Annotated in this window: 16 protein-coding genes and 1 riboswitch; of the genes, 6 read left to right on the forward strand and 10 right to left on the reverse strand. The window is 66.6% G+C overall.

The features are described from left to right. Positions 1-122 precede the first annotated feature (122 nt). A complete protein-coding gene (locus FB548_RS06470) occupies positions 123-1,025 on the forward strand; it encodes a LysR family transcriptional regulator (protein WP_142123882.1) in 903 nt (300 codons plus the stop codon). 27 nt (positions 1,026-1,052) lie between these two features. Here the strand turns inward: FB548_RS06470 and FB548_RS06475 are convergent, their stop codons facing one another. Then, positions 1,053-2,297, reverse strand: a complete 1,245-nt coding sequence (locus tag FB548_RS06475; RefSeq protein ID WP_142123883.1) for a cation:proton antiporter — start codon at positions 2,295-2,297, stop codon at positions 1,053-1,055. Positions 2,298-2,517: 220 nt separating this feature from the next. Next, positions 2,518-5,421 carry an aminomethyl-transferring glycine dehydrogenase gene (gcvP, locus tag FB548_RS06480; protein WP_185741994.1) on the reverse strand — a complete coding sequence of 968 codons (2,904 nt, stop codon included), beginning with the start codon at positions 5,419-5,421 and terminating at the stop codon, positions 2,518-2,520. 40 nt (positions 5,422-5,461) lie between these two features. Then, positions 5,462-5,583, reverse strand: a riboswitch (glycine riboswitch). Positions 5,584-5,785: 202 nt separating this feature from the next. Here gcvP and FB548_RS06485 point away from each other — a divergent pair. Both FB548_RS06485 and FB548_RS06490 read left to right on the forward strand, forming a co-directional pair. After that, complete coding sequence (locus FB548_RS06485; protein ID WP_142123885.1) at positions 5,786-7,039, forward strand: multidrug effflux MFS transporter; 1,254 nt, start codon at positions 5,786-5,788, stop codon at positions 7,037-7,039. A gap of 18 nt (positions 7,040-7,057) precedes the next feature. Continuing rightward, complete coding sequence (locus FB548_RS06490; RefSeq protein ID WP_142123886.1) at positions 7,058-7,468, forward strand: hypothetical protein; 411 nt, start codon at positions 7,058-7,060, stop codon at positions 7,466-7,468. A 158-nt stretch (positions 7,469-7,626) separates the two neighbouring features. Here FB548_RS06490 and FB548_RS06495 read toward each other — a convergent pair whose 3' ends face one another. The 8 genes from FB548_RS06495 to FB548_RS06530 form a co-directional block, all read right to left on the reverse strand. Then, the gene (locus tag FB548_RS06495) at positions 7,627-8,157 is read right to left on the reverse strand and encodes a metal-dependent hydrolase (RefSeq protein ID WP_142123887.1); all 531 of its coding nucleotides are present in this window, start codon (positions 8,155-8,157) and stop codon (positions 7,627-7,629) included. Between the two features lie 130 nt (positions 8,158-8,287). Beyond that, on the reverse strand, positions 8,288-9,838 hold the full coding sequence (locus FB548_RS06500) for a trypsin-like peptidase domain-containing protein (RefSeq protein ID WP_185741995.1): 1,551 nt from the start codon (positions 9,836-9,838) through the stop codon (positions 8,288-8,290). Between the two features lie 72 nt (positions 9,839-9,910). Next, the gene (locus tag FB548_RS06505) at positions 9,911-11,893 is read right to left on the reverse strand and encodes a M2 family metallopeptidase (protein ID WP_142123889.1); all 1,983 of its coding nucleotides are present in this window, start codon (positions 11,891-11,893) and stop codon (positions 9,911-9,913) included. A gap of 217 nt (positions 11,894-12,110) precedes the next feature. Beyond that, positions 12,111-12,605 (reverse strand): hypothetical protein, encoded by a 495-nt coding sequence (locus FB548_RS06510; protein WP_142123890.1) that lies wholly within the window; start codon positions 12,603-12,605, stop codon positions 12,111-12,113. A gap of 92 nt (positions 12,606-12,697) precedes the next feature. Continuing rightward, a complete protein-coding gene (gene minE, locus FB548_RS06515) occupies positions 12,698-12,952 on the reverse strand; it encodes a cell division topological specificity factor MinE (RefSeq protein ID WP_142123891.1) in 255 nt (84 codons plus the stop codon). Positions 12,953-12,954: 2 nt separating this feature from the next. Further along, the gene (gene minD, locus FB548_RS06520; protein WP_142123892.1) at positions 12,955-13,764 is read right to left on the reverse strand and encodes a septum site-determining protein MinD; all 810 of its coding nucleotides are present in this window, start codon (positions 13,762-13,764) and stop codon (positions 12,955-12,957) included. Between the two features lie 45 nt (positions 13,765-13,809). After that, the gene (gene minC / locus FB548_RS06525) at positions 13,810-14,598 is read right to left on the reverse strand and encodes a septum site-determining protein MinC (RefSeq protein ID WP_255470329.1); all 789 of its coding nucleotides are present in this window, start codon (positions 14,596-14,598) and stop codon (positions 13,810-13,812) included. Continuing rightward, positions 14,595-15,191 (reverse strand): GNAT family N-acetyltransferase, encoded by a 597-nt coding sequence (locus FB548_RS06530; RefSeq protein ID WP_142123893.1) that lies wholly within the window; start codon positions 15,189-15,191, stop codon positions 14,595-14,597. Before FB548_RS06530 ends, minC begins: the two co-directional genes overlap by 4 nt. 180 nt (positions 15,192-15,371) lie before the next feature. On the opposite strand from FB548_RS06530, the gene FB548_RS06535 reads away from it, so the two are divergent. The 3 genes from FB548_RS06535 to FB548_RS06545 all read left to right on the forward strand — a co-directional run bounded on the left by FB548_RS06535 (position 15,372) and on the right by FB548_RS06545 (position 18,595). Next, the gene (locus tag FB548_RS06535) at positions 15,372-16,613 is read left to right on the forward strand and encodes a sensor histidine kinase (RefSeq protein WP_142123894.1); all 1,242 of its coding nucleotides are present in this window, start codon (positions 15,372-15,374) and stop codon (positions 16,611-16,613) included. After that, positions 16,610-17,251 carry a response regulator transcription factor gene (locus FB548_RS06540; protein ID WP_142123895.1) on the forward strand — a complete coding sequence of 214 codons (642 nt, stop codon included), beginning with the start codon at positions 16,610-16,612 and terminating at the stop codon, positions 17,249-17,251. Before FB548_RS06535 ends, FB548_RS06540 begins: the two co-directional genes overlap by 4 nt. 183 nt (positions 17,252-17,434) lie before the next feature. Continuing rightward, a complete protein-coding gene (locus tag FB548_RS06545; protein ID WP_142123896.1) occupies positions 17,435-18,595 on the forward strand; it encodes a polyketide cyclase in 1,161 nt (386 codons plus the stop codon). The last annotated feature ends 57 nt before the right edge of the window (positions 18,596-18,652 follow it).

The following is an 18,652-nucleotide window of genomic DNA, read 5'->3' on the forward strand; positions in this document are numbered from 1 at the left end:
GTCTCCAGTCGGGGAATGCGGTGGATTCACCGTAGAGGCACTGTATTGGGTGAGATTCGACGGATAAATCGGCATAGAATGATTGGATCATTCGTCCAGTACGAACAATCGCCAAGGCTGCCATGAATCGTCTCGACGCCATGCAGGCCTTCGTCCGGGTCGCGGAGATGGCCAGCTTCACCCGCGCCGCCGACAGCCTGGGCATGCCCAAGGCGAGCGTCTCCACCGCCGTGCAGCAGCTGGAAGCCTGGCTGGGCACGCAGCTGCTGCACCGGACCACGCGGCGCGTGCAGCTGACCCAGGACGGGCAGGCGTTCTACGAGCGCTGCCAGGACCTGCTGGCGGACATGGACGAGGTGCAGCATCTGTTCGCGCGTTCGCCGCAGGCGCTGCGCGGCCGGTTGCGCGTAGACATGCCGGCGCGCTTCGCACGGCACTTCGTGCTGCCGCACCTGCCGGCGTTCCTGCAGGACCATCCGCAACTGGCGTTGGAACTGAGCTGCACCGACCGTCGCGTGGACGTGGTGCGCGAGGGCTTCGACTGCGTGCTGCGCGTGGGTACGCTGGCCGACACCAGCCTGATCGCACGGCCGTTGGGCCAGCTGCGCGTGGTGACCTGCGCCAGCCCGGACTACCTGCAACGGCATGGGGTGCCGCGGTCGCCGGATGAGCTGCACACGCATCGGCTGATCCACTACGCCAGCCAGTTCGGCGGCAAACCCGATGGCTGGGAGTACTGGGACGGCGCGCGCTACGCCAGCGTGCCGGTGGAAGGTGCGCTGACGGTGAACAGTTCCGACGCCTACGAAGCTGCCTGCATCGCCGGACTGGGGTTGATCCAGGCACCGGTCGCCGGCCTGCGCGCGCTGCTGGAGCAGGGACTGCTGGTGGAAGTACTGCCGCAGTACGCCGCGGAGCCGATGCCGGTGACGCTGCTGTACGCGCACCGCCGCCACCTGCCACAGCGCGTGCAGGCATTCATGGCGTGGCTGGCAGAGACGGTGCGGCCCTCCCTGGACGCCTGATCCACGACGTGGCGTGCACGGCGCACCTCATGCGGTCTGCCGTCCGCCGGTATCGACTTGCGCGCGGCGTCGCACGAGGAGGCGGAAGAATGGGCCGGTCAGCAGGGTCGACAGCACGGCCAGGGTGACCAGTGCGGCGAAGGCGTGTTCGGACAGCAGGCCATGGTCACGCAGGATGGTGGCCGCGACGATTTCCATCAGCCCCTTGCATTGCAGCAGCGCACCCACGGCCAGCGCTTCACGGCGCGACAGCGAGGGGGCCGGCGGACACAGCAGCACCGCGACCAGCTTGGCGACGACCGCCAGGACGAGCAGCACCAGCGACGCCTGCAGCGAGGCCCAGCCCAGCACCCCGCCATCGATCTTCAGGCCGCTGTGGCCGAAGAACAGCGGCGCCAGCCCGATCAGGGCGAACTGGCCCAGGCGTTCCACCGGCAGTCGCCTGGACCATGCCGGCGGCACCATCGCGCCACCGAAGTAGGCGCCGAGCAACGCATGCAGGCCCAGCTGCGAACTCGCCCAGGCGCCGGCCACGAGGAACACCGGTAATGACAGCCACACCAGCCAAAGGGGCAGCTGTCCGGGCATGCGCTGCGCCAGAGCGCCGGTGGCGGCCAGCATGACGAGCGTTCCCACCGCGAGCAGGTGCAGGGCGGAGACGCCGGCCAGCAGCGAACCGCCTTCGGCCACCAACAACAGCAGTGCCAAGCCGATCCACAGTACGGCGTCGTCGATCACGGCGATGCGCAGCGCGAGCTGGGTCAGCGGCCGGTGCAGTGGGCCGAGTTCGCGCACGATACCGATCAACACCGGTAGCGCGCTGACGGCGATGCACAGGCCGATCGCAAGCGTCCCCATCCAGGCGCCGCCCTCCGGCGCGTCCCAACCCGGCAAACCGGTGAAGTAGGCATGCGCTGCAAGCGTGCCGAGCGTGAACGGAAGCAGCAGCGCCATTCCCGCGCTGGCGACGAAGCGCAGCGCTTGCGTGGGAGGCAGTGGCTTGGCATCGGCGGTGGTGGGAAGGTGCGCGGACTGGCGCGTTTCCAGGCCGGCGGTGAACGCAAGCAGCAGCACGCCGATGAAGCCTATCTGGTCGCCGATCTTCGACGGTACGCCCCAGCTGGCAGGCAGCACGCCGGTGGCGGCCAGCAGCAAGCCGATGATGATGGGGATGACGGCGATGGGAATGGAACGCCCCAGCAAGCGCCACGCCGTCCAGGCGAGGCCGATGAAGATCAGGGCGTCGAGGGCGAGCGCAGTCAGGCCGGTCATGGCGGCGATGTTAACCGTGCCGCGCACATGGCGTCGCCGCCTGTCGGCAGCGGTGTGCTGTCCCTCTGCCCTGTGGGAGCGACGTCAGGTGCGAAGAGAGCCCGAGGTATCGCTGAAAGGCATCGCGACAGACGTCGCTCCCGCAAGCTGGAAGATCCGGTCCGGACAGTAGAAGGCCCCGCACTGCGGGGCCTTCTCTCGTGGATGGAACCCTGGCGGATTACGCCTCCACGTCGTCCTTGTACGCATCCACAGGAATGCACGCGCACATGACGTTCTTGTCGCCGTAGACGTTGTCCACGCGGGCGACCGGCGGCCAGTACTTCTGCAGCTTCAGCGTGGCCAGCGGGAACGCGGCCAGTTCGCGCGGATAGGCGTGGGTCCACTCGCTGGCCATCACCATCGTGGCGGTGTGCGGCGCGTTCTTCAGCGGGTTGTCCTCGCGGTCCAGTCGGCCGTCCTCGACAGCACGCATCTCCTCGCGGATCTCGATCATCGCGTTGATGAAGCGGTCCAGTTCGTGCTGCGATTCGCTCTCGGTCGGCTCGACCATCAGCGTGCCGGCGACCGGGAAGCTCAGCGTGGGCGCATGGAAGCCGAAGTCGATCAGGCGCTTGGCGACGTCCTCGGCGCTGATGCCGGTGGCGTCCTTGATCGGGCGCAGGTCGAGGATGCACTCGTGCGCCACCAGCCCGTTGCGGCCGGTGTAGAGCGTCTCGAAGTGCGGTTCCAGACGCTTGGCGATGTAGTTGGCGTTGAGCAACGCAACCTGGGTGGCCTTGCGCAGGCCGGCCGCGCCCATCAGCGTGATGTACATCCAGCTGATCGGCAGGATGCTGGCGCTGCCGAAGCTGGCCGCACTGACCATGCCGACATCGCCTTCGTCGCCCAGCTTCTTGGGCAGGTACGGCGCCAGGTGTGCCTTCACCGCGCACGGACCGACGCCGGGGCCGCCGCCGCCGTGTGGGATGCAGAACGTCTTGTGCAGGTTGAGGTGCGAGACGTCCGAGCCCCACTTGCCGGGCTTGGCGACGCCGACGAGGGCATTCATGTTGGCGCCGTCGGTATACACCTGCCCGCCGTGCTGGTGGACGATGTCGCAGATGGCGACCACGTCTTCCTCGAACACGCCATGCGTGGACGGGTAGGTGATCATGATCGCGGCCAGGCGGTCGCTGTACTTCTCGGCGGCGCGGCGGATGTCCTCCACGTCGACGTTGCCGTTGGCATCGCACTTGGTGACCACCACGGTCATGCCGCACATCTGTGCGCTGGCCGGGTTGGTGCCGTGCGCGGACTCGGGGATCAGGCAGATGTCGCGGTGTGCTTCACCGCGCGCGCGATGGTAGGCGCGGATGGCGAGCAGGCCGGCGTATTCGCCCTGTGCGCCGGAGTTCGGCTGCAGGCTGACCGCGTCGTAACCGGTGCACTCCACCAGCATCGCTTCCAGTTCGTCGATCAGCTGCGTGTAGCCGGCGGCCTGTTCGGCCGGCGCCAGCGGATGGATGTTGCCGAATTCCGGCCACGTCACCGGGATCATCTCGGCGGTGGCGTTGAGCTTCATGGTGCAGCTGCCCAGCGGGATCATGGTGCGGTCCAGCGCCAGGTCCTTGTCGGAAAGCGCGCGCATGTAGCGCAGCAGTTCGTGTTCGCTGTGGTGCGTGTTGAACACCGGGTGGGTCAGGAAGTCGCTGGTGCGGCGCAGGGCGGCCGGGATCAGCGACGGCGCGCTGGCGTCCAGCGCGTCGACCGACGGCAGTGCGGCGCCTTCGCCGGCGAACACGCCCCACAGCGCGTCGATGTCGGCGCGGGTGGTGGTTTCGTCCAGCGAGATGCACAGTGAGCCGTTGCCGCGCACGCGCAGGTTGAGGCGGGCGGCACGGGCACGGGCGAGGATGGCGTCACCCGCATCACCCGGTTCGACGCACAGGGTGTCGAACGCGCTGGCATGCACGGTCGGGTAGCCGAGCGTACGCAGGCCCTCGGCGAGGATGGCGGTGAGGCGGGCGACGCGACCGGCGATGCGCGCCAGGCCCTCGGGGCCGTGGTAGACGGCATACATGCTGGCCATCACCGCCAGCAGCACCTGTGCGGTGCAGATGTTGGACGTGGCCTTCTCGCGGCGGATGTGCTGCTCGCGCGTCTGCAGCGTCAGGCGGTAGGCGGGCTTGCCTTCGGCATCGACCGACACGCCGATCAGACGGCCGGGCATGCTGCGCTTGTAGGCGTCGCGGCAGGCCATGAAGGCTGCGTGCGGACCGCCGAAGCCGAACGGCACGCCGAAGCGCTGCGAGTTGCCGATGACGATGTCGGCGCCCATCTCGCCCGGCGGCTTCAGCAAGGTCAGTGCAAGCAGGTCGGTGGCGACGACGAACAGCGCCTGGTTCGCATGGATGGTGTCGGCGTCCTTCGACCATTCCTCGACCCAGCCGCTGGAGGCGGGGTACTGGACCAGCACACCGAAGTAGTCGCCGGCGGCGAGCTTCTCGTGGAAGGCGTCGGTGGAACGGACGACGTCGACGGTGATGCCCAGCGGTTCGGCGCGCGTGGCGAGCACTTCCAGCGTCTGCGGATGGGTGTCGCCGGCGACCAGGAAGGTGTTGGACTTCGACTTGGCCGAGCGCTTGGCCAGCGTCATCGCCTCGGCGGCGGCGGTGGCTTCGTCCAGCAGCGAGGCGCTGGCGATCTCCATGCCGGTCAGATCGGTGACCATGGTCTGGAAGTTGATCAGCGCTTCCATGCGGCCCTGCGAGATCTCCGCCTGGTACGGCGTGTAGGCGGTGTACCAGGCCGGGTTCTCGAGGATGTTGCGCAGGATGACCTTGGGCGTGTGGGTGCCGTAATAGCCTTGGCCGATGAAGCTGCGGAACACCTGGTTGCGGTCCGCCACGGCGCGAATCTTGGCCAGCGCCTCTTCCTCGTTGATCGGTGCGGGCAGGGCCAGCGGCTGCGCCGACTTGATGCTGCCCGGCACGATGGCGTCGGTCATCGCATCCAGCGAGTCGTGACCGACCACGCGCAGCATGTGCGCGATCTCGGCGTCGTTGGGGCCGATGTGGCGTTCGAGGAACGCGCCGTGGTGTTCCAGCTCGCGCAGGGAGGGGGTGTTCGACATGGCAGGCATCCGGAAGGGCAATAGGGCCAGCGTGCGGAAGCCGCACGTGGGGTGCCCCTCTGTCCTTTTGCCTGAGAGTTTGGAAGCGCGCCGACGAGGAAGTCGCGTGCTTCGTGCCCCTTCGGCGCCGGCGCTGCCGCATGGGCGGCCGGTCTCTCCAGAGTGTTTGCAGCAGCGGTGGTATCGGGCCTGAGCGATTACGGGCGTTTGCGCCTTCGGCAGCACGTCGCGGGCGACGGGCTTCTCCCACCTGGTCTTGCCGGCGGATTATAGCCCGCCGCGGCGGGCCGCCGGCGGTTTCGGCGTACCATGTGCAGCCCCGCGTCGCCTGTTCATGCATGCCGGCCGCGCCCGCCTGGAGTTTTTCCCCGCAATGACGGCCCCCCGCGCCATCTCCAACCGCCGCCTGGCCCTCCTGCTGGGTGGGCTGGCGATGTTCGGTCCGTTCTCCATCGATACGATCTTCCCGGCGTTCCCCGCCATGGGCGTGCACCTGGGCGCGGACAAGGTGGCCATGCAGCAGACGATCAGCGTGTACCTGCTGACGTATGCGCTGATGAGCCTGGTGCATGGCCCGTTGTCGGACACGTTCGGCCGCAAACGGGTGATCCTGGGGGGGCTGATCGTGTTCCTGCTGGCGTCGGTGGGCTGCGCACTGTCCACCGACATGGCCACCTTGCTGTTCTTTCGCGCCGTGCAGGGCCTGTCGGCGGGCGTGGGCTTCATCGTCGGGCGCGCGGTGATCCGCGACGCGCGCAACGGCGACGATGCGCAGCGGCTGATGAGCCAAGTCTCCATGATCTTCGGCATCGCGCCGGCCATCGCGCCGATCGTGGGCGGCTGGATCCTGGGCTGGAGTGCGTGGCCGATGATCTTCTGGTTCCTCGCCGCCTTCTCGCTGCTGTTGCTGGTGGCGGTGGTTGGCTGGCTGCCGGAAACGCATCCTGCGGAAGCGCGCCTGAAAGTCTCGCCCCGGCGCCTGCTGCGTGATTACGTGGGCATCGTGCGCAACCGGCGCTTCGTGCGGCTGGCGCTGGCCGGTTCACTGAGTTTCGGCGGCCTGTTCCTGTACATCGCTTCTGCGCCGGCGTTCGTAATGGATCTGCTGCATCTGAACGAGCAGCAGTTCGCGTGGCTGTTCCTGCCGACCATCGGCGGCATGGTGCTGGGCGCGTTCCTGTCCGGGCGTGCGGCGGGGCGTGTCGAGGGCGCACGGCTGGTGAAGATCGGTTATGCGTGCATGGCGGTGGCGATGGTGGCGAACGTGGCCTACAACGCGTGGGCGGGCGACGACATCCGCGTGCCCTGGGCGGTGCTGCCCATGATGCTGGCGGCGTTGGGCGTGGCGCTGGTGTTCCCGATCCTGACCTTGGCCATCCTGGACATGTATCCGCGCCAGCGTGGCGCCGCGTCGTCGCTGCAGGCCTTCAGCAACCTGGTGATCAACGCGATCATCGCCGGCCTGCTTTCGCCGCTGCTGAGCCAGCATGGCCTCCACCTGGCGCTGGGCATGGCCGGCTTCGTCCTGGCAGGCTGGCTGATGTGGCAATGGGAAGCGAACGCCAGCCGGCGCCTGCCCGCGTGCCCGCGCGAGCCCGCTGCGCTCGAACCCACCGATCAACTCTGACTTCCTGCGAGACCGTCCATGTCCATCCAGTCCAAGGCGCGCCGCGAGGCGAAGAAGCGCAAGGCGACCAAGGCGCACAACCAGGCACGGGCGAATGCGCCCGCCATCGAGCCGCATGCCGAGTTGCGCAATCCCGAAGGCGAGCTGCTGGCCGGCGTCGTGCGCCAGGCTGGCGTCTGGGTGCTGGGCATGGACGGCCGGATCGCGGGCACTTCCGACAGCGCCGCCGAAGTACTGGCGATGATCAAGCAGGCGGCGGTGCTGCACGAAGCACAGGGCAACGTGGTGCGCCTGGTGTATTCCGACGAACTGCGCGACACCGCCGTGATCGAAGCCGCCACGCAGGGGCTGACGCTGGAACAGTTCGAAGCGCAGCTCGCCGAACAGATGAAGACGGGCAAGCCGGATCCGGCGCCGGACGTGAACTGAGGCGCGTTGTATCCCTGTAGGAGCGACGTCAGTCGCGACCGCGGCCTGGGATTGGCCATCGACGAGTCACGAGGCGGCGGTGATTCTGCTGCCGCGCTCTGTGCTTATCTTGGTCGCACTCGACTCCTCCAGCCGTGCGGTCGCGACTGACGTCGCTCCTACAAGGTCGCATGCGGTCGGCGCAGCCACACTGTCAGACCCGCCGTGACGCCCACCGGCACCCAGACCCAGCGCAGTTCCGAGGCCAGCACCTCGGCGCCACGCGCGCTGAAGAAACGATTCACGAATGGCGAGACTTCGATCACCCGCCATGGAGCGAAGTGGCGTGCGTCGGACCACGGCCAGAACAGCGCGACGCCCAGGCCACCATCGGTCAGCATGTCCAGCAGCGGGTGGGAGGCCACGCACAGGGCGATGAACAGGAATGCGGTGACGGCGCGCACCCTCAACCATCGCGCGAAGCCCGCCGTGAATACTCCGCAGAAAACGGCGAATGCGAGCGAGTGGCTTGCGCCCCGATGGCCGAAATCATGAGCGTATTCGATCCCCAGCTTGAACATCGCCACGTCGGCATCCGGCAGCATCGCGGCTGCCATGCCGGCGACGACCAGTTTCGGAGGAAGACGTGTCCGCCCCAGGGCAACGCCGGCGGCCAGGGGAATCAAGGCGTGGGTGAAGATGGTCGGCATGTCAGTGGATGCTCTTCGGTCGGTTAGCATCCAGCCTGCGTGCGCGATGTGTGCTGGCGATGAAGCCTGTGAGGGTCCGCAAAGGAAGAGGCCGGCATACGCCGGCCTCTTCGTCACCTGCTCGCTGCGATCAGCGCTCGCGCAGCGTGTGTCGCGTGGGAGTCATCACGCGGGGACGTTCGATGGCGGGCCGCGCTGTCGGCCTTGTCATGGTTTCCGTTGGGGTGAGGGTGCGTGAGCCCTGGCCCTGCGCGACGGCGCCGGCAGAACGTACCAGCGGCTGCGAGCTGTTCTCGCGTACCGGCTCCGAGGCTATCCACTGTTTGATGTGCGGAAAGACCAGGTCGAGCCGCGAGTAGTGGTCGCGGTTGAGGGCATTTCCGGTGGAACCGGTGTTGGAGCACAGGGCATCGCCACCCAGCAGGCCACCCCGCAGGCGCAGGCTGTTGTCGCGGTAGCGCGTGAACAGGCCCGAGCCGCTGCTGCCGCCTTCCGTGGTGCCTTCGAGCCAGGCCACGGTATAGAGCTCGGCGTAGGTATCGGTGACATGCTGGCCCCGGGATACTTTCTTGGCGTCGCCTTGGGGATGATGGATGGCGATGACGTCCGCGCTGCTGGCCAGGGTGCTGGCATCCCAGCCTGCGAACGTGGCATTGGCGGGAGCAGGATTCTTCAGGCGCAACAGCAGCGCGTCCAGGTCTTCGTCCGCATACAGCAGGTCCGCGCCGCCGACGACCGGGTTACGCCTCGCGCCATCCGCGCCGCCACAGGTGGAGTTCTCGTATGCCCAATAGGTGTTGAGCGTATTGGCTACCGACTGGCTGGAAATGCAATGTGCCGCGGTATAGAAGTAGGGCACCTGCGTCGAGGGGACGGTGTCGTTGAGCAGTGTGCCGGTGCAGACATAGCCCTTGCCGTCGCTCTCGACGAAGGTCATGTGGGCCACGGCGTTCTTCGCCTGCACGAAGGCAGGGCCGTACTCGGCAACCTTGCAGACCACGTCGATGTTGCAGCTGCCAGCGTCGCCCAGCGACTTGAGTAGCTTGAAATCGTTGCGGCTGTTGGTCAGCAAGTGCGACAGCTTCGGTGCCTGCAGGCGTGCCTGCAATGCCTTGACGTGTGCGGGACGATAGATCTCGATGATCTGGGTGGCGCCGTCGGTGCCGGGTGTCCAGTAGATGCCTTGCGCATCCACCAGTCGCTGTGCCTCGGATGCGTTCACTGCTGCAATCACCTGTGAAGGTGCGTCGGAGCCGCCGAAGCGCAGTTCGACATGCGGATGCAGTCCCTGCAGTTTCAGTCCCACGCGCAGGCCGAGGGCATCCGGCGAAGTGACCTGCAAGCGTGCGACCGCGCCGCCCGTCTTCAGGGGAATCCAGCGCAGCACCGGCGTCGTGCGGTCGACGCCTTCACCCGCGAGCCCACGGCCCACGCCTATCTGGGTGGCCTTGATACGCTGGATCGTGTTGTACCGTTGCACGTCGAGCAACCGGTTGATGTGTAGTTCCCGGTAGTCCAGTGGGGTGACGCTGCGTGACGGGAAGGCGCCGAGCTTCCATTGCGATGGCGCCAATGTTGGCGTGCGGCTGGTTTCGCTGCCGACCTGCGGACTGGTCTGTGCGACGGCGCAGTGAGGCGAGGCCAGCAAGACAAGCAGCAGGAGGGGGTAGCGCGCTTTCATCAATGACATCCTTATGGCCGTGTGTTCTGAATGGAAAGACGGGCCGTCACCGGCCCGTCCCGTTGCCGGAGCTTACGACTTCGCGGGTGTCGAGGGCGCCGGCGTTGCTGCCGCCGCAGGCACCTGCCAGCCGCAGGTCTGCCCTTCGTTCTGCTGCTTCAGCCAATCCTGCAGCGGGGCGAAGTATTCCAGCACCGCGCCGGCGTCCATCTTTTCGCCGCCGGTGAGTTCCTTCAGCGTGGACTGCCACGGCTGGCTTGCGCCCTTTTCCAGCATCGCCCAGAACTTCTGGCCCGCCGCCTTGTTGCCGTAGAAGCTGCAGTTGTACAGCGGACCCTTGTAGCCGGCCGCGTCGCACAGACCTTTGTAGAACTGGAACTGCAGCACGTGCGAAAGGAAGTAGCGCGTGTACGGCGTGTTGCCCGGCACGTGGTACTTCGCGCCCGGATCGAAGAAATCCTCGCCGCGTGCGGTGGCGGGTGCAACGCCCTGGTACTTCGCCTTCAGTTCCCACCACGCCTTGTTGTAATCGGTCGGCTTGATGCTGCCGTCGAACACGCCCCAGCGCCAGCGGTCGATCATCAGACCGAACGGCATGAACGACACCTTCGCCAGTGCCATGCGCATCTGAGCATTGATCAGCGCCTCGTTGCTCTGCTGCGGCGCATCGACCATGCCGATCGACTTCAGGTAGTCCGGCGTCATCGCCAGCACCATGGTGTCGCCGATCGCTTCGTGGAAGCCGTCGTGCGCGCCGGTCTGGAACAGCGGCGGCAGCTTGTTGTAGGCCAGGTAGTAATAGACGTGGCCCAGCTCGTGGTAGATGGTGGTGAAGTCTTCCTCGTTCGGCTTGATGCACATCTTGGTGCGCACGTCGCCGCTCATGTTCATGTCCCACGCGCTGGCGTGGCAGACCACGTCGCGGTCCATCGGCTTGATGAACTGGGTCTTGGTCCAGTAGCTCTCCGGCAGCTTGGGCATGCCGAGGCTGGTGTAGAACTCCTGCGCGCGCTCTGTCATCTGCTTGGCTACCTGCAGTTGCGCCTCACGCTCGGCCTGGAACAGCTTGTCGGTGCCCGGGCCAGGGCCGGCCTTGCCGAGCGCGGCCTGGTAGTCGGCCTGATACTGCTTCTCCAGTGCGCCGGTGATGTCCAGGCTGCCTGCGCCCTTGTAGGGTTCCAGCACATCCCAGAGGTTGCCCCAGTCCTGCTGCCACATGTTGCCCATCAGGTGCGCGGGCAGCAGGCCGTTGACCTGGCCCTTTTCCACGCCGTAGGTGGCCTGCAGCTTGGTGCGGGTGTAGCAGTGCAGCTGCTCGTAAAGCGGCTTGACCTGGCCCCACAGGCGGTCGGTCTCGGCGGCGATTTCGGCGGGCGTCATGTCGTACCCGCTGCGCCACATCTCGCCGGCATCGGCGAAGCCCATTTCCTTCGAGCCCTCGTTCACCAGTTCGACGAAGCGCGTGTAATCGGTGCGCATCGGCTGCGCGATGGTGTGCCAGCCCTGCCAGGCGTCGAGCTGGGCGTCATAGTCGCGACTGCTGCGCAGCACATCCTCGAGTTCGCCCAGCTGGCGGCACTTCTTGTCGTCGCCTTCGCCGGTGCAGTAGGTGCCGGCACCGTAGGTGCCTTCCATCTTGGTGGCGATCTGGGTCAGCTCGGCCAGCTTGGCCGGGTCCTTCGGTGCAGGCATCGCGGTGGCCAGCTTCAGCAGCTGAATGGCGCGCGCGGTCTCGGGCGACATCTTCTGGCCTTCGAATTTCTTCGCCTGTTCGATCCAGCTGTTGAGCTGGGTCAGGTAGCGCTCGTTGCCTTTCGCGGCCAGCAGCTGGCTGTCGTCGTTGATGTAGGTGCTGGACAGCCACTGCGCGGCGGTCAGTTCCGGGTACATCTTCTTGAGTTCGTCGTTGACCCGCGCGATGAACTGGTCGGCGGTCTCGCCTTTCGGCGCAGCGGGCGTGGCCGTTTCGGTGGCAGGCTCATCCTTCTTGCAGGCAGCGAGCGTGGCGATGCTCGCGCCGACGGCGAGGGCGAGCAGGAGGTGGCGATGCTTCACGGGACGTCCTTCAGGGTGCGCGGGCGCAGGAACCGGAAGGGTAGTGAGGGTGGGGGAGGGGGTGCAAGTGCGGCGCCCATTTCCCCTGTAGGAGCGACGTAAGTCGCGACCGCAAGGCGTCGGCGCCCATCTCCCTCTGTAGCCGGATGCATCGGCTTGCACGTCGCCGGAAGGTGGACGGTCGCGACTTACGTCGCTCCTACATAGACACCCAGCCTCAGCGGTGCGGCAGACCACGTTCTCGCAGGAACGCCCGGGCATCCTCGGCATCCTGCTCGAACCACGCTTGTGTCGATCCGAGCCTATAGGTGTAGCCCCAGGCATCCATGTCGGCCATCAGCCGTCCACGCCCCACGCCCGGCAACTGGTCGGCCAGGATGATCTGCAGGCAGCAGGTGGCGTCTTCCTCGATCACCGAGTCGGTGGCATCGGTATGCACCTGCGCCCGCCGCTCGGGCGGAAGCACGATCAGGTGGCAGGCTTCGTGCAGCATCGAATGCACGGGCGTGTCGCCGCGCGCATAGACGTTGTGGGCGATGACGCCGGCCTCGGGCTCGCCCCAGAAGCTGCCGGGGATCGGTGCATCATCGGCCACGCGGTGCAGCCGCAGCCCGTAGGACGACAGCAGTCTATCGGCGGCGTCGACCGGCAGGTCGCGTACCCGCAGCACGTCAACAGCTTCGATGGCGACGGGAGCGGAGGCAGGCGTCATGGACGGGTAGAGCGGAGCTTGCTCCGCTGCTTTTTGGTAACAACCGGATGCCGTTTGAGCGGAGCGAGCTCCGCTCTACGAGGTCGGCTGCGTCAGGGATTGCCTTCCGGCAGCGCGACCGAGATGTCCAGCACGTCGTGGTCGCCGTCCTTGATCAGGTCGACCTTCACCGCATCGACGTCGACGTTGACGTACTTCTTGATGACTTCCAGCAACTCGCGGCGCAGCAGCGGCAGGTAGTCGGGAGCGCCACGCGAATTGCGTTCCTGCGCGATGATGATCTGCAGGCGGTTCTTCGCGGTTTCGGCGGTGTTCTTCTTCGCCTTGAGGAAATCGAACAGGCCCATGTTCAACCTCCGAACAACTTGGTGAAGAAACCCTTCTTTTCAAGGGTGATGAAGCGCATCGGGCGGTCTTCGCCCAGCAGGCGGCCCACGGTGTCGTCGTAGGCCTGGCCGGCCGGCGACTCCAGGTCGAGGATGACCGGTTCGCCCTTGTTGGAGGCGTTGAGCACGTCGCCGGACTCCGGGATCACGCCCAGGGTCTTCAGGCCCAGTACGTCTTCCACGTCCTTGATGCTGAGCATCTCGCCGCCTTCCACGCGCGCCGGGTTGTAGCGTGTCAGCAGCAGGTTGGCCTTCAGCGTCTCGCCGTTCTCGGCCTTGCGGGTCTTGGAGTCCAGCAGGCCGAGGATGCGGTCGGAGTCGCGCACGGAGGACACTTCCGGGTTGACCACCACGATGGCCTGGTCGGCGAAATACATCGCCAGGAACGCGCCCTTCTCGATGCCGGCCGGCGAGTCGCACACGACGTAGTCGAAGCCATCGTCGGACAGATCCTTCAGCACCTTCTCCACGCCTTCCTTGGTCAGCGCATCCTTGTCGCGGGTCTGCGAGGCGGCCAGCACGTACAGCGTGTCGAAGCGCTTGTCCTTGATGAGGGCCTGCTTCAGGGTGGCTTCGCCCTGGGTGACGTTGACGAAGTCGTACACGACGCGGCGTTCGCAGCCCATGATGAGGTCGAGGTTGCGCAGGCCGACGTCGAAGTCGATGACCGCGACCTTCTTGCCGCGACGCGCGAGGCCGCAGGCGATGCTGGCGCTGGTGGTGGTCTTGCCCACGCCGCCCTTGCCGGACGTGACTACGATGATTTCAGCCAACGGTGTTCTCCTTGGTCGTTCTTCTATTCGGGGTAACGCCGCGCATCATTCCTGCGCGACGATTTTGAGTTGGTCCTGGTCCAGCCAGATCTGCACGGCCTTGCCGCGCAGTTCCTTGGGTACTTCCTCCATCACTTTGTAGTGACCGGCGACGGCGACCAGTTCGGCATGGAACTCGCGACAGAAAATGCGCGCATCGGCATTGCCGCGTGCGCCGGCGAGGGCGCGGCCGCGGAGCGCGCCGTAGATGTGGATGGAGCCGTCGGAGATGACTTCGGCACCGGCACCCACGGTGCTGAGCACGGTCAGGTCGCGGTTCTCGGCATACAACTGCTGACCGGAACGCACGGGGGTCTTCTGGACCAGGCCGGGCTTGGTGTCCACCGCCTTGGAAGCGGCGGGCGCCGCTGCCGCTCTGGCAGGAGCGGCCTCAACCGCGGCCGAGCGGGCGGCGGGAGCGGCCGGGGCTGGAGCGCCTGCTACAGGTTCGTATTGGGCGCGGAACTTGGCCAGCAGGGGCAGGCCGAGCTGTTCGGAGAGGGTTTCGGTTTCGCGCGTGCCGTAGGCCAGCGCGACCGGGAGCACGCCGGCGCCGCGCAGGCCGTCGATCAATGCGCGCGCGGTGGCTTCGTCCGGCAGGCGGGTCAGCCCGCCGAAGTCGACGATCACGGCCGCACGGCCGAACAGCTTGGGTGCGCGCTCCACCCGCTCGCGCATCTCGCGGATCAACTGGTCGACATCGAGGGTGCGGATGCGGAGGTTGGCGATGCCGACCTGGCCGATCTTCAGTTCGCCGGCCTGTTCGTAGTCCATGGAGGCTCGCGTCACGCTCATGTACCCGTCGGCCGTTGCGCGCTGGCGTCGGCCAGCAAGCGGGTGCGGGCCCACGGGACATCGGGGAGGGCGTCGCCGTACGTGTCGCGCACCCACGGGTAGCTGCAGAGCTCCTTCATCAGCATGCTGGCGCGAACGTCAGCCTCGGCCATGACGTTCTGGCCCACTTCGCGGAAACCGAAGCTGCCGTGGAAGAGCAGGGCCGGGTCGGCACCGTGGTCGAGGAAGACTTCGCAGGCCAGCTGTGGATAGCGCAGCTCGGCGAAGCTCTGCACGTCGGCGTAGAACGCACGGCCCACGCCGCCGCCGCGGCGGCGGCTGGCCACCACGATGCGGTCGATATAGAAGAACTGCGGGTAGCGCTCGCGGAACCAGGCGAAATTGCTGCTGTCATGGCCGGCGTCCGAGCCGAAGCCGACCAGGAAACCGGCGAGGTTGCCGTCGCGCTCTGCGACGCGGAAGTACTCGGCCTGTTCGTAAAAGCGGCGGACCTTGGCCGAATCCAGCGGCAGGATCGCCAGTCCGGCATTGTTGTTGAGGGCTAGGACGGAATCCAGCTCGTGCTCACGCACGTCGCGGATGACAATCGACATTACCTGACTCCGAACGGGTCTTGCAGGGTGGCGCACGGCCAAGCGGGGATTATCGCATGGTGCCGCGGCGACGGGCGAGGCGGTGGGTGAGCGGGGGATGAACCCGGCCTTCCCCCGTTCCAACGCGGGCATGACTTTAGTTGGGACATGGCCGCATACGATTCCGCCTAAGATGCCCGGATGTTGGGACGACTCAGCCATACCCGCCTGCTGCGCGCCGCCGGGCTCTACACGTGGGCCCTGGTGGGGATCCCCATCATCCTGAATGTGTGGGTGCTGCCTCCGTCCAGTGGAACGGACGAGCAGGGCGTGAACCTGCCGCTGACCGCGTTGTGCTACTTCACCTTTGGCGTCGTGTACTGGCTGGCGACGCGCGCGCTAGATGGCCACCGGGATGGCGTGCCGGTGGCATGGAACGTGCCGTTGGCCATGGTGCTGACGGCAACCGCGATCGGGGTGGGGTTCTACACCCAGACCGGGCTGGGCGCCGTGCTGCTGCTGATCATGGCCGGCGTGCTGCCCTGGCTGCTGGAACTGCGCTTCGCGGTGGCCTGGCTGCTGGCCGCGCACGTCCTGCTGGTGCCGTCGTTCATGGCCCGCGACGACTTCAATTTCTGGGAGGCCCTGTTCCAGTCGATGTTCTACGTGGGGTTTTCGGCCTTCGTGCTGATCACCACCTACGTGGCGCGCCAGCAGGCCCAGGCGCGTGAAGAGCAGCGTCGACTCAACGCGGAGCTGCGTGCCACCCGCGTGCTGCTCGCGGAAAGCGCCCGCGTGAATGAGCGCACCCGCATTTCCCGCGAATTGCATGACCTGCTCGGGCACCACCTGACCGCGCTGAGCCTGAATCTGGAGGTGGCCGGCCACATGACCGAGGGCCGGGCGCAGGAGCATGTGCGTCAGGCGCACACGCTGGCACGCCTGCTGTTGACGGATGTGCGCGAGGCGGTCAGCCAGCTGCGCGACAGTGGCGCCATCGACCTGGGGGCGGCGCTGGTCCCGCTGGCCGAAAAGGTCCCTTCACTGGCCATCCACATGGACATCGAAGAGCCACTGACCCTCGAAGATCCGCACCGCGCTCATGTATTGCTGCGGTGCACCCAGGAGATCATCACCAATGCCGTGCGCCACGCCGACGCCCGCAACCTTTGGCTGCATTGTCGGCGCGATGGGGCCAGGATACTGATCGACGCCCGCGACGACGGTGCCGGCAGTGGGCAGGTGATCGCCGGCAACGGTCTGACCGGCATGCGCGAGCGCCTTTCCCAGTACGGTGGCGACCTGCGCATCGAGACACAGCCCGGGCGCGGCTTCTGCCTGCACATCGCGTTGCCCGTCAACGAGGCCATTCCCGGCCTCGCGCCCCGCCCACTTCCCCAACCCGAACCCACACCCGAGCTCAGCTCCGGAGGAACCCCGTGATCCGTGTCTGTCTGGTCGACGACCAAACCCTGGTGCGCCAGGGCATCCGTTCCCTGCTGGCGCTGGACGACGGCATCGAAGTGGTGGCCGAGGCCGCGGACGGCAAGCAGGCCGTCGACCTGGTCCCGCAGGTCAACCCCGACGTGGTGCTGATGGACATGCGCATGCCGGTGATGTCGGGCCTGGAGGCGCTGCAGGCACTGGCCAGGACGGGCCAGCTTCCCCCCACCATCATCCTGACCACGTTCGACGACGACCAGCTCGTCCTTGCCGGGTTGAAGGCGGGCGCCAAGGGCTACCTGCTGAAGGATGTGTCGCTGGAGCAGCTGGTCGGCGCCATCCGCACGGTGGCCGGCGGCGGCTCGCTGGTGCAGCCGGCCGTCACCCAGCGCCTGCTGTCCGGCCTGGAGCACATGCGCAACGAGTTCGTCAGCCTGGACCGCCCGGACCCGTTGACGGACCGCGAGACCGAGATCCTCCGGCTGATGGCCAGCGGCTTCTCAAACAAGGAGATCGCCAACTCGCTGGGCGTGGCCGAGGGGACCATCAAGAACCATGTCTCCAACATCCTCTCCAAGCTGGGTGTGCGCGACCGCACGCGGGCGGTGCTCAAGGCGTTCGAACTGCAGTTGGTCTGAAGCCCGCGGCAGGGTCTGTTGCTGCAGCGCACAGGTGCGCCATGGCTGCCGAGGCCCCTTTCCATACGCCCCGGAATAGGGCGGCCAACCGGTGTCAGGTGGGCTGCCCGAAGGCTGCCAACCCTGCTAGGATGCGCGTTGCATTTTTTCACGGCCGAGGCACCGGCCCCCGGAGACTCCTGAATGACCCGTTTGATCGAGTTCGTGATTGCGTTGGCGCTGGTTCTGGCGCTGTTTCTGGTGATCGGCCTGGTCCTGCCGTCCTCGCGCGAGTTGCAGGAAAGTGTCGAGACCAACCGTCGCATGACCATCGTGTTCGACACGCTGAACAACGTGCGTCGACTGAAGGACTGGAACCCGCTGATCCCGAGCGCGGCCAACGAACTGAGCTACTCGGGCGGGGAAGACAACGCCGGCGTCGGCGCGAAGGTGGACTTCAACTCCGCCAATGCGGGCTGGGGCCAGGGCAGCTGGGAAATCGTCGAGAGCGAGCGTCCGGCGCCGAGCGGTGGCACCGGCAAGATCGTGTACGCGATCACCGACAAGCGCATGGGCAGCGACAAGCGCAGCGTCTTCATGCTGGAGCCGAGCGGCAAGAACAACCGCAACGTGAAGATCACCCAGAGTTACGAGGTGAAGTACGGCTTCAACCTGCTTGGCCGCTACGCCGGCATGTACGTGAGCCGCCACGTCGGTGACGCCGTCAAGGCCGGCCTGTCGAAGCTGACCAACATGCTGGCCACCGTGCCGAATTTCGATTACCGCACCGAAGGCAGCCCGCTGACCGACCTGAAGGTCGTCGAGGTGCCGGCCGAAGATCTGCTGGTCGTCAACGCCGGCAACATCGACCGCACCAACGACGCCATCAAGGCGTCGATCAAGCAGAACCAGGAGTGGATCAAGCGCGTGATGGATGCCAACGGCCTGGTCGCCGCCGGTCCGCTGCGCATCATCACCACCGACTTCGGCACCGAGAAGTACGCGTTCGACGTGGCGCAGCCGGTCCGCAAGGGCAGTGCGGCGCCGAAGGCCGATGCCGCCGCCGAAGGTGGCGCGGCGCCTGTCGATGCGCCTGCGCCGGTCGCTTCCGCGGGCGAGTTGAAGGTCACCATCCCCTCGGGCGCACCGGTCGAGTACGTCCGTACCGAAGCCCGCAAGTCGGCGTTCGCCAGCTACACCGGCTACATGGCCGAACTCGACAACCAGCGCAATGCGCTGCGCGCCTGGGCCGTCACCGCCGGCCACGAAGTCGTCGATCGTCCGTACGAGTCCTGGAAGTCGGGTGTCGATGGCTCCTTCGATGCCGGCGGCAAGTTCGACATCTACTGGGCGGTCAAGCAGTAAACCTGCCCGAACCATCGTCCGCAATGACGAGTACCACGCCAACGCGCCGCTTCATGC

Origin of the sequence: Pseudoxanthomonas sp. 3HH-4, assembly GCF_006716465.1 — a bacterium.
Taxonomy (GTDB): domain Bacteria; phylum Pseudomonadota; class Gammaproteobacteria; order Xanthomonadales; family Xanthomonadaceae; genus Pseudoxanthomonas_A.

Bases quoted from the DNA above. Each gene is read 5' to 3' on its own strand.
- FB548_RS06475 (WP_142123883.1), bottom strand. From the start codon at position 2,297: ATGACCGGCCTGACTGCGCTCGCCCTCGACGCCCTGATCTTCATCGGC.
- FB548_RS06470 (WP_142123882.1), top strand. From the start codon at position 123: ATGAATCGTCTCGACGCCATGCAGGCCTTCGTCCGGGTCGCGGAGATG.
- FB548_RS06490 (WP_142123886.1), top strand. From the start codon at position 7,058: ATGTCCATCCAGTCCAAGGCGCGCCGCGAGGCGAAGAAGCGCAAGGCG.
- FB548_RS06500 (WP_185741995.1), bottom strand. From the start codon at position 9,838: ATGAAAGCGCGCTACCCCCTCCTGCTGCTTGTCTTGCTGGCCTCGCCT.
- gcvP (WP_185741994.1), bottom strand. From the start codon at position 5,421: ATGCCTGCCATGTCGAACACCCCCTCCCTGCGCGAGCTGGAACACCAC.
- FB548_RS06495 (WP_142123887.1), bottom strand. From the start codon at position 8,157: ATGCCGACCATCTTCACCCACGCCTTGATTCCCCTGGCCGCCGGCGTT.
- FB548_RS06485 (WP_142123885.1), top strand. From the start codon at position 5,786: ATGACGGCCCCCCGCGCCATCTCCAACCGCCGCCTGGCCCTCCTGCTG.
- FB548_RS06545 (WP_142123896.1), top strand. From the start codon at position 17,435: ATGACCCGTTTGATCGAGTTCGTGATTGCGTTGGCGCTGGTTCTGGCG.
- minE (WP_142123891.1), bottom strand. From the start codon at position 12,952: ATGGGCCTGTTCGATTTCCTCAAGGCGAAGAAGAACACCGCCGAAACC.
- FB548_RS06535 (WP_142123894.1), top strand. From the start codon at position 15,372: ATGTTGGGACGACTCAGCCATACCCGCCTGCTGCGCGCCGCCGGGCTC.
- minC (WP_255470329.1), bottom strand. From the start codon at position 14,598: ATGAGCGTGACGCGAGCCTCCATGGACTACGAACAGGCCGGCGAACTG.
- FB548_RS06510 (WP_142123890.1), bottom strand. From the start codon at position 12,605: ATGACGCCTGCCTCCGCTCCCGTCGCCATCGAAGCTGTTGACGTGCTG.
- FB548_RS06530 (WP_142123893.1), bottom strand. From the start codon at position 15,191: ATGTCGATTGTCATCCGCGACGTGCGTGAGCACGAGCTGGATTCCGTC.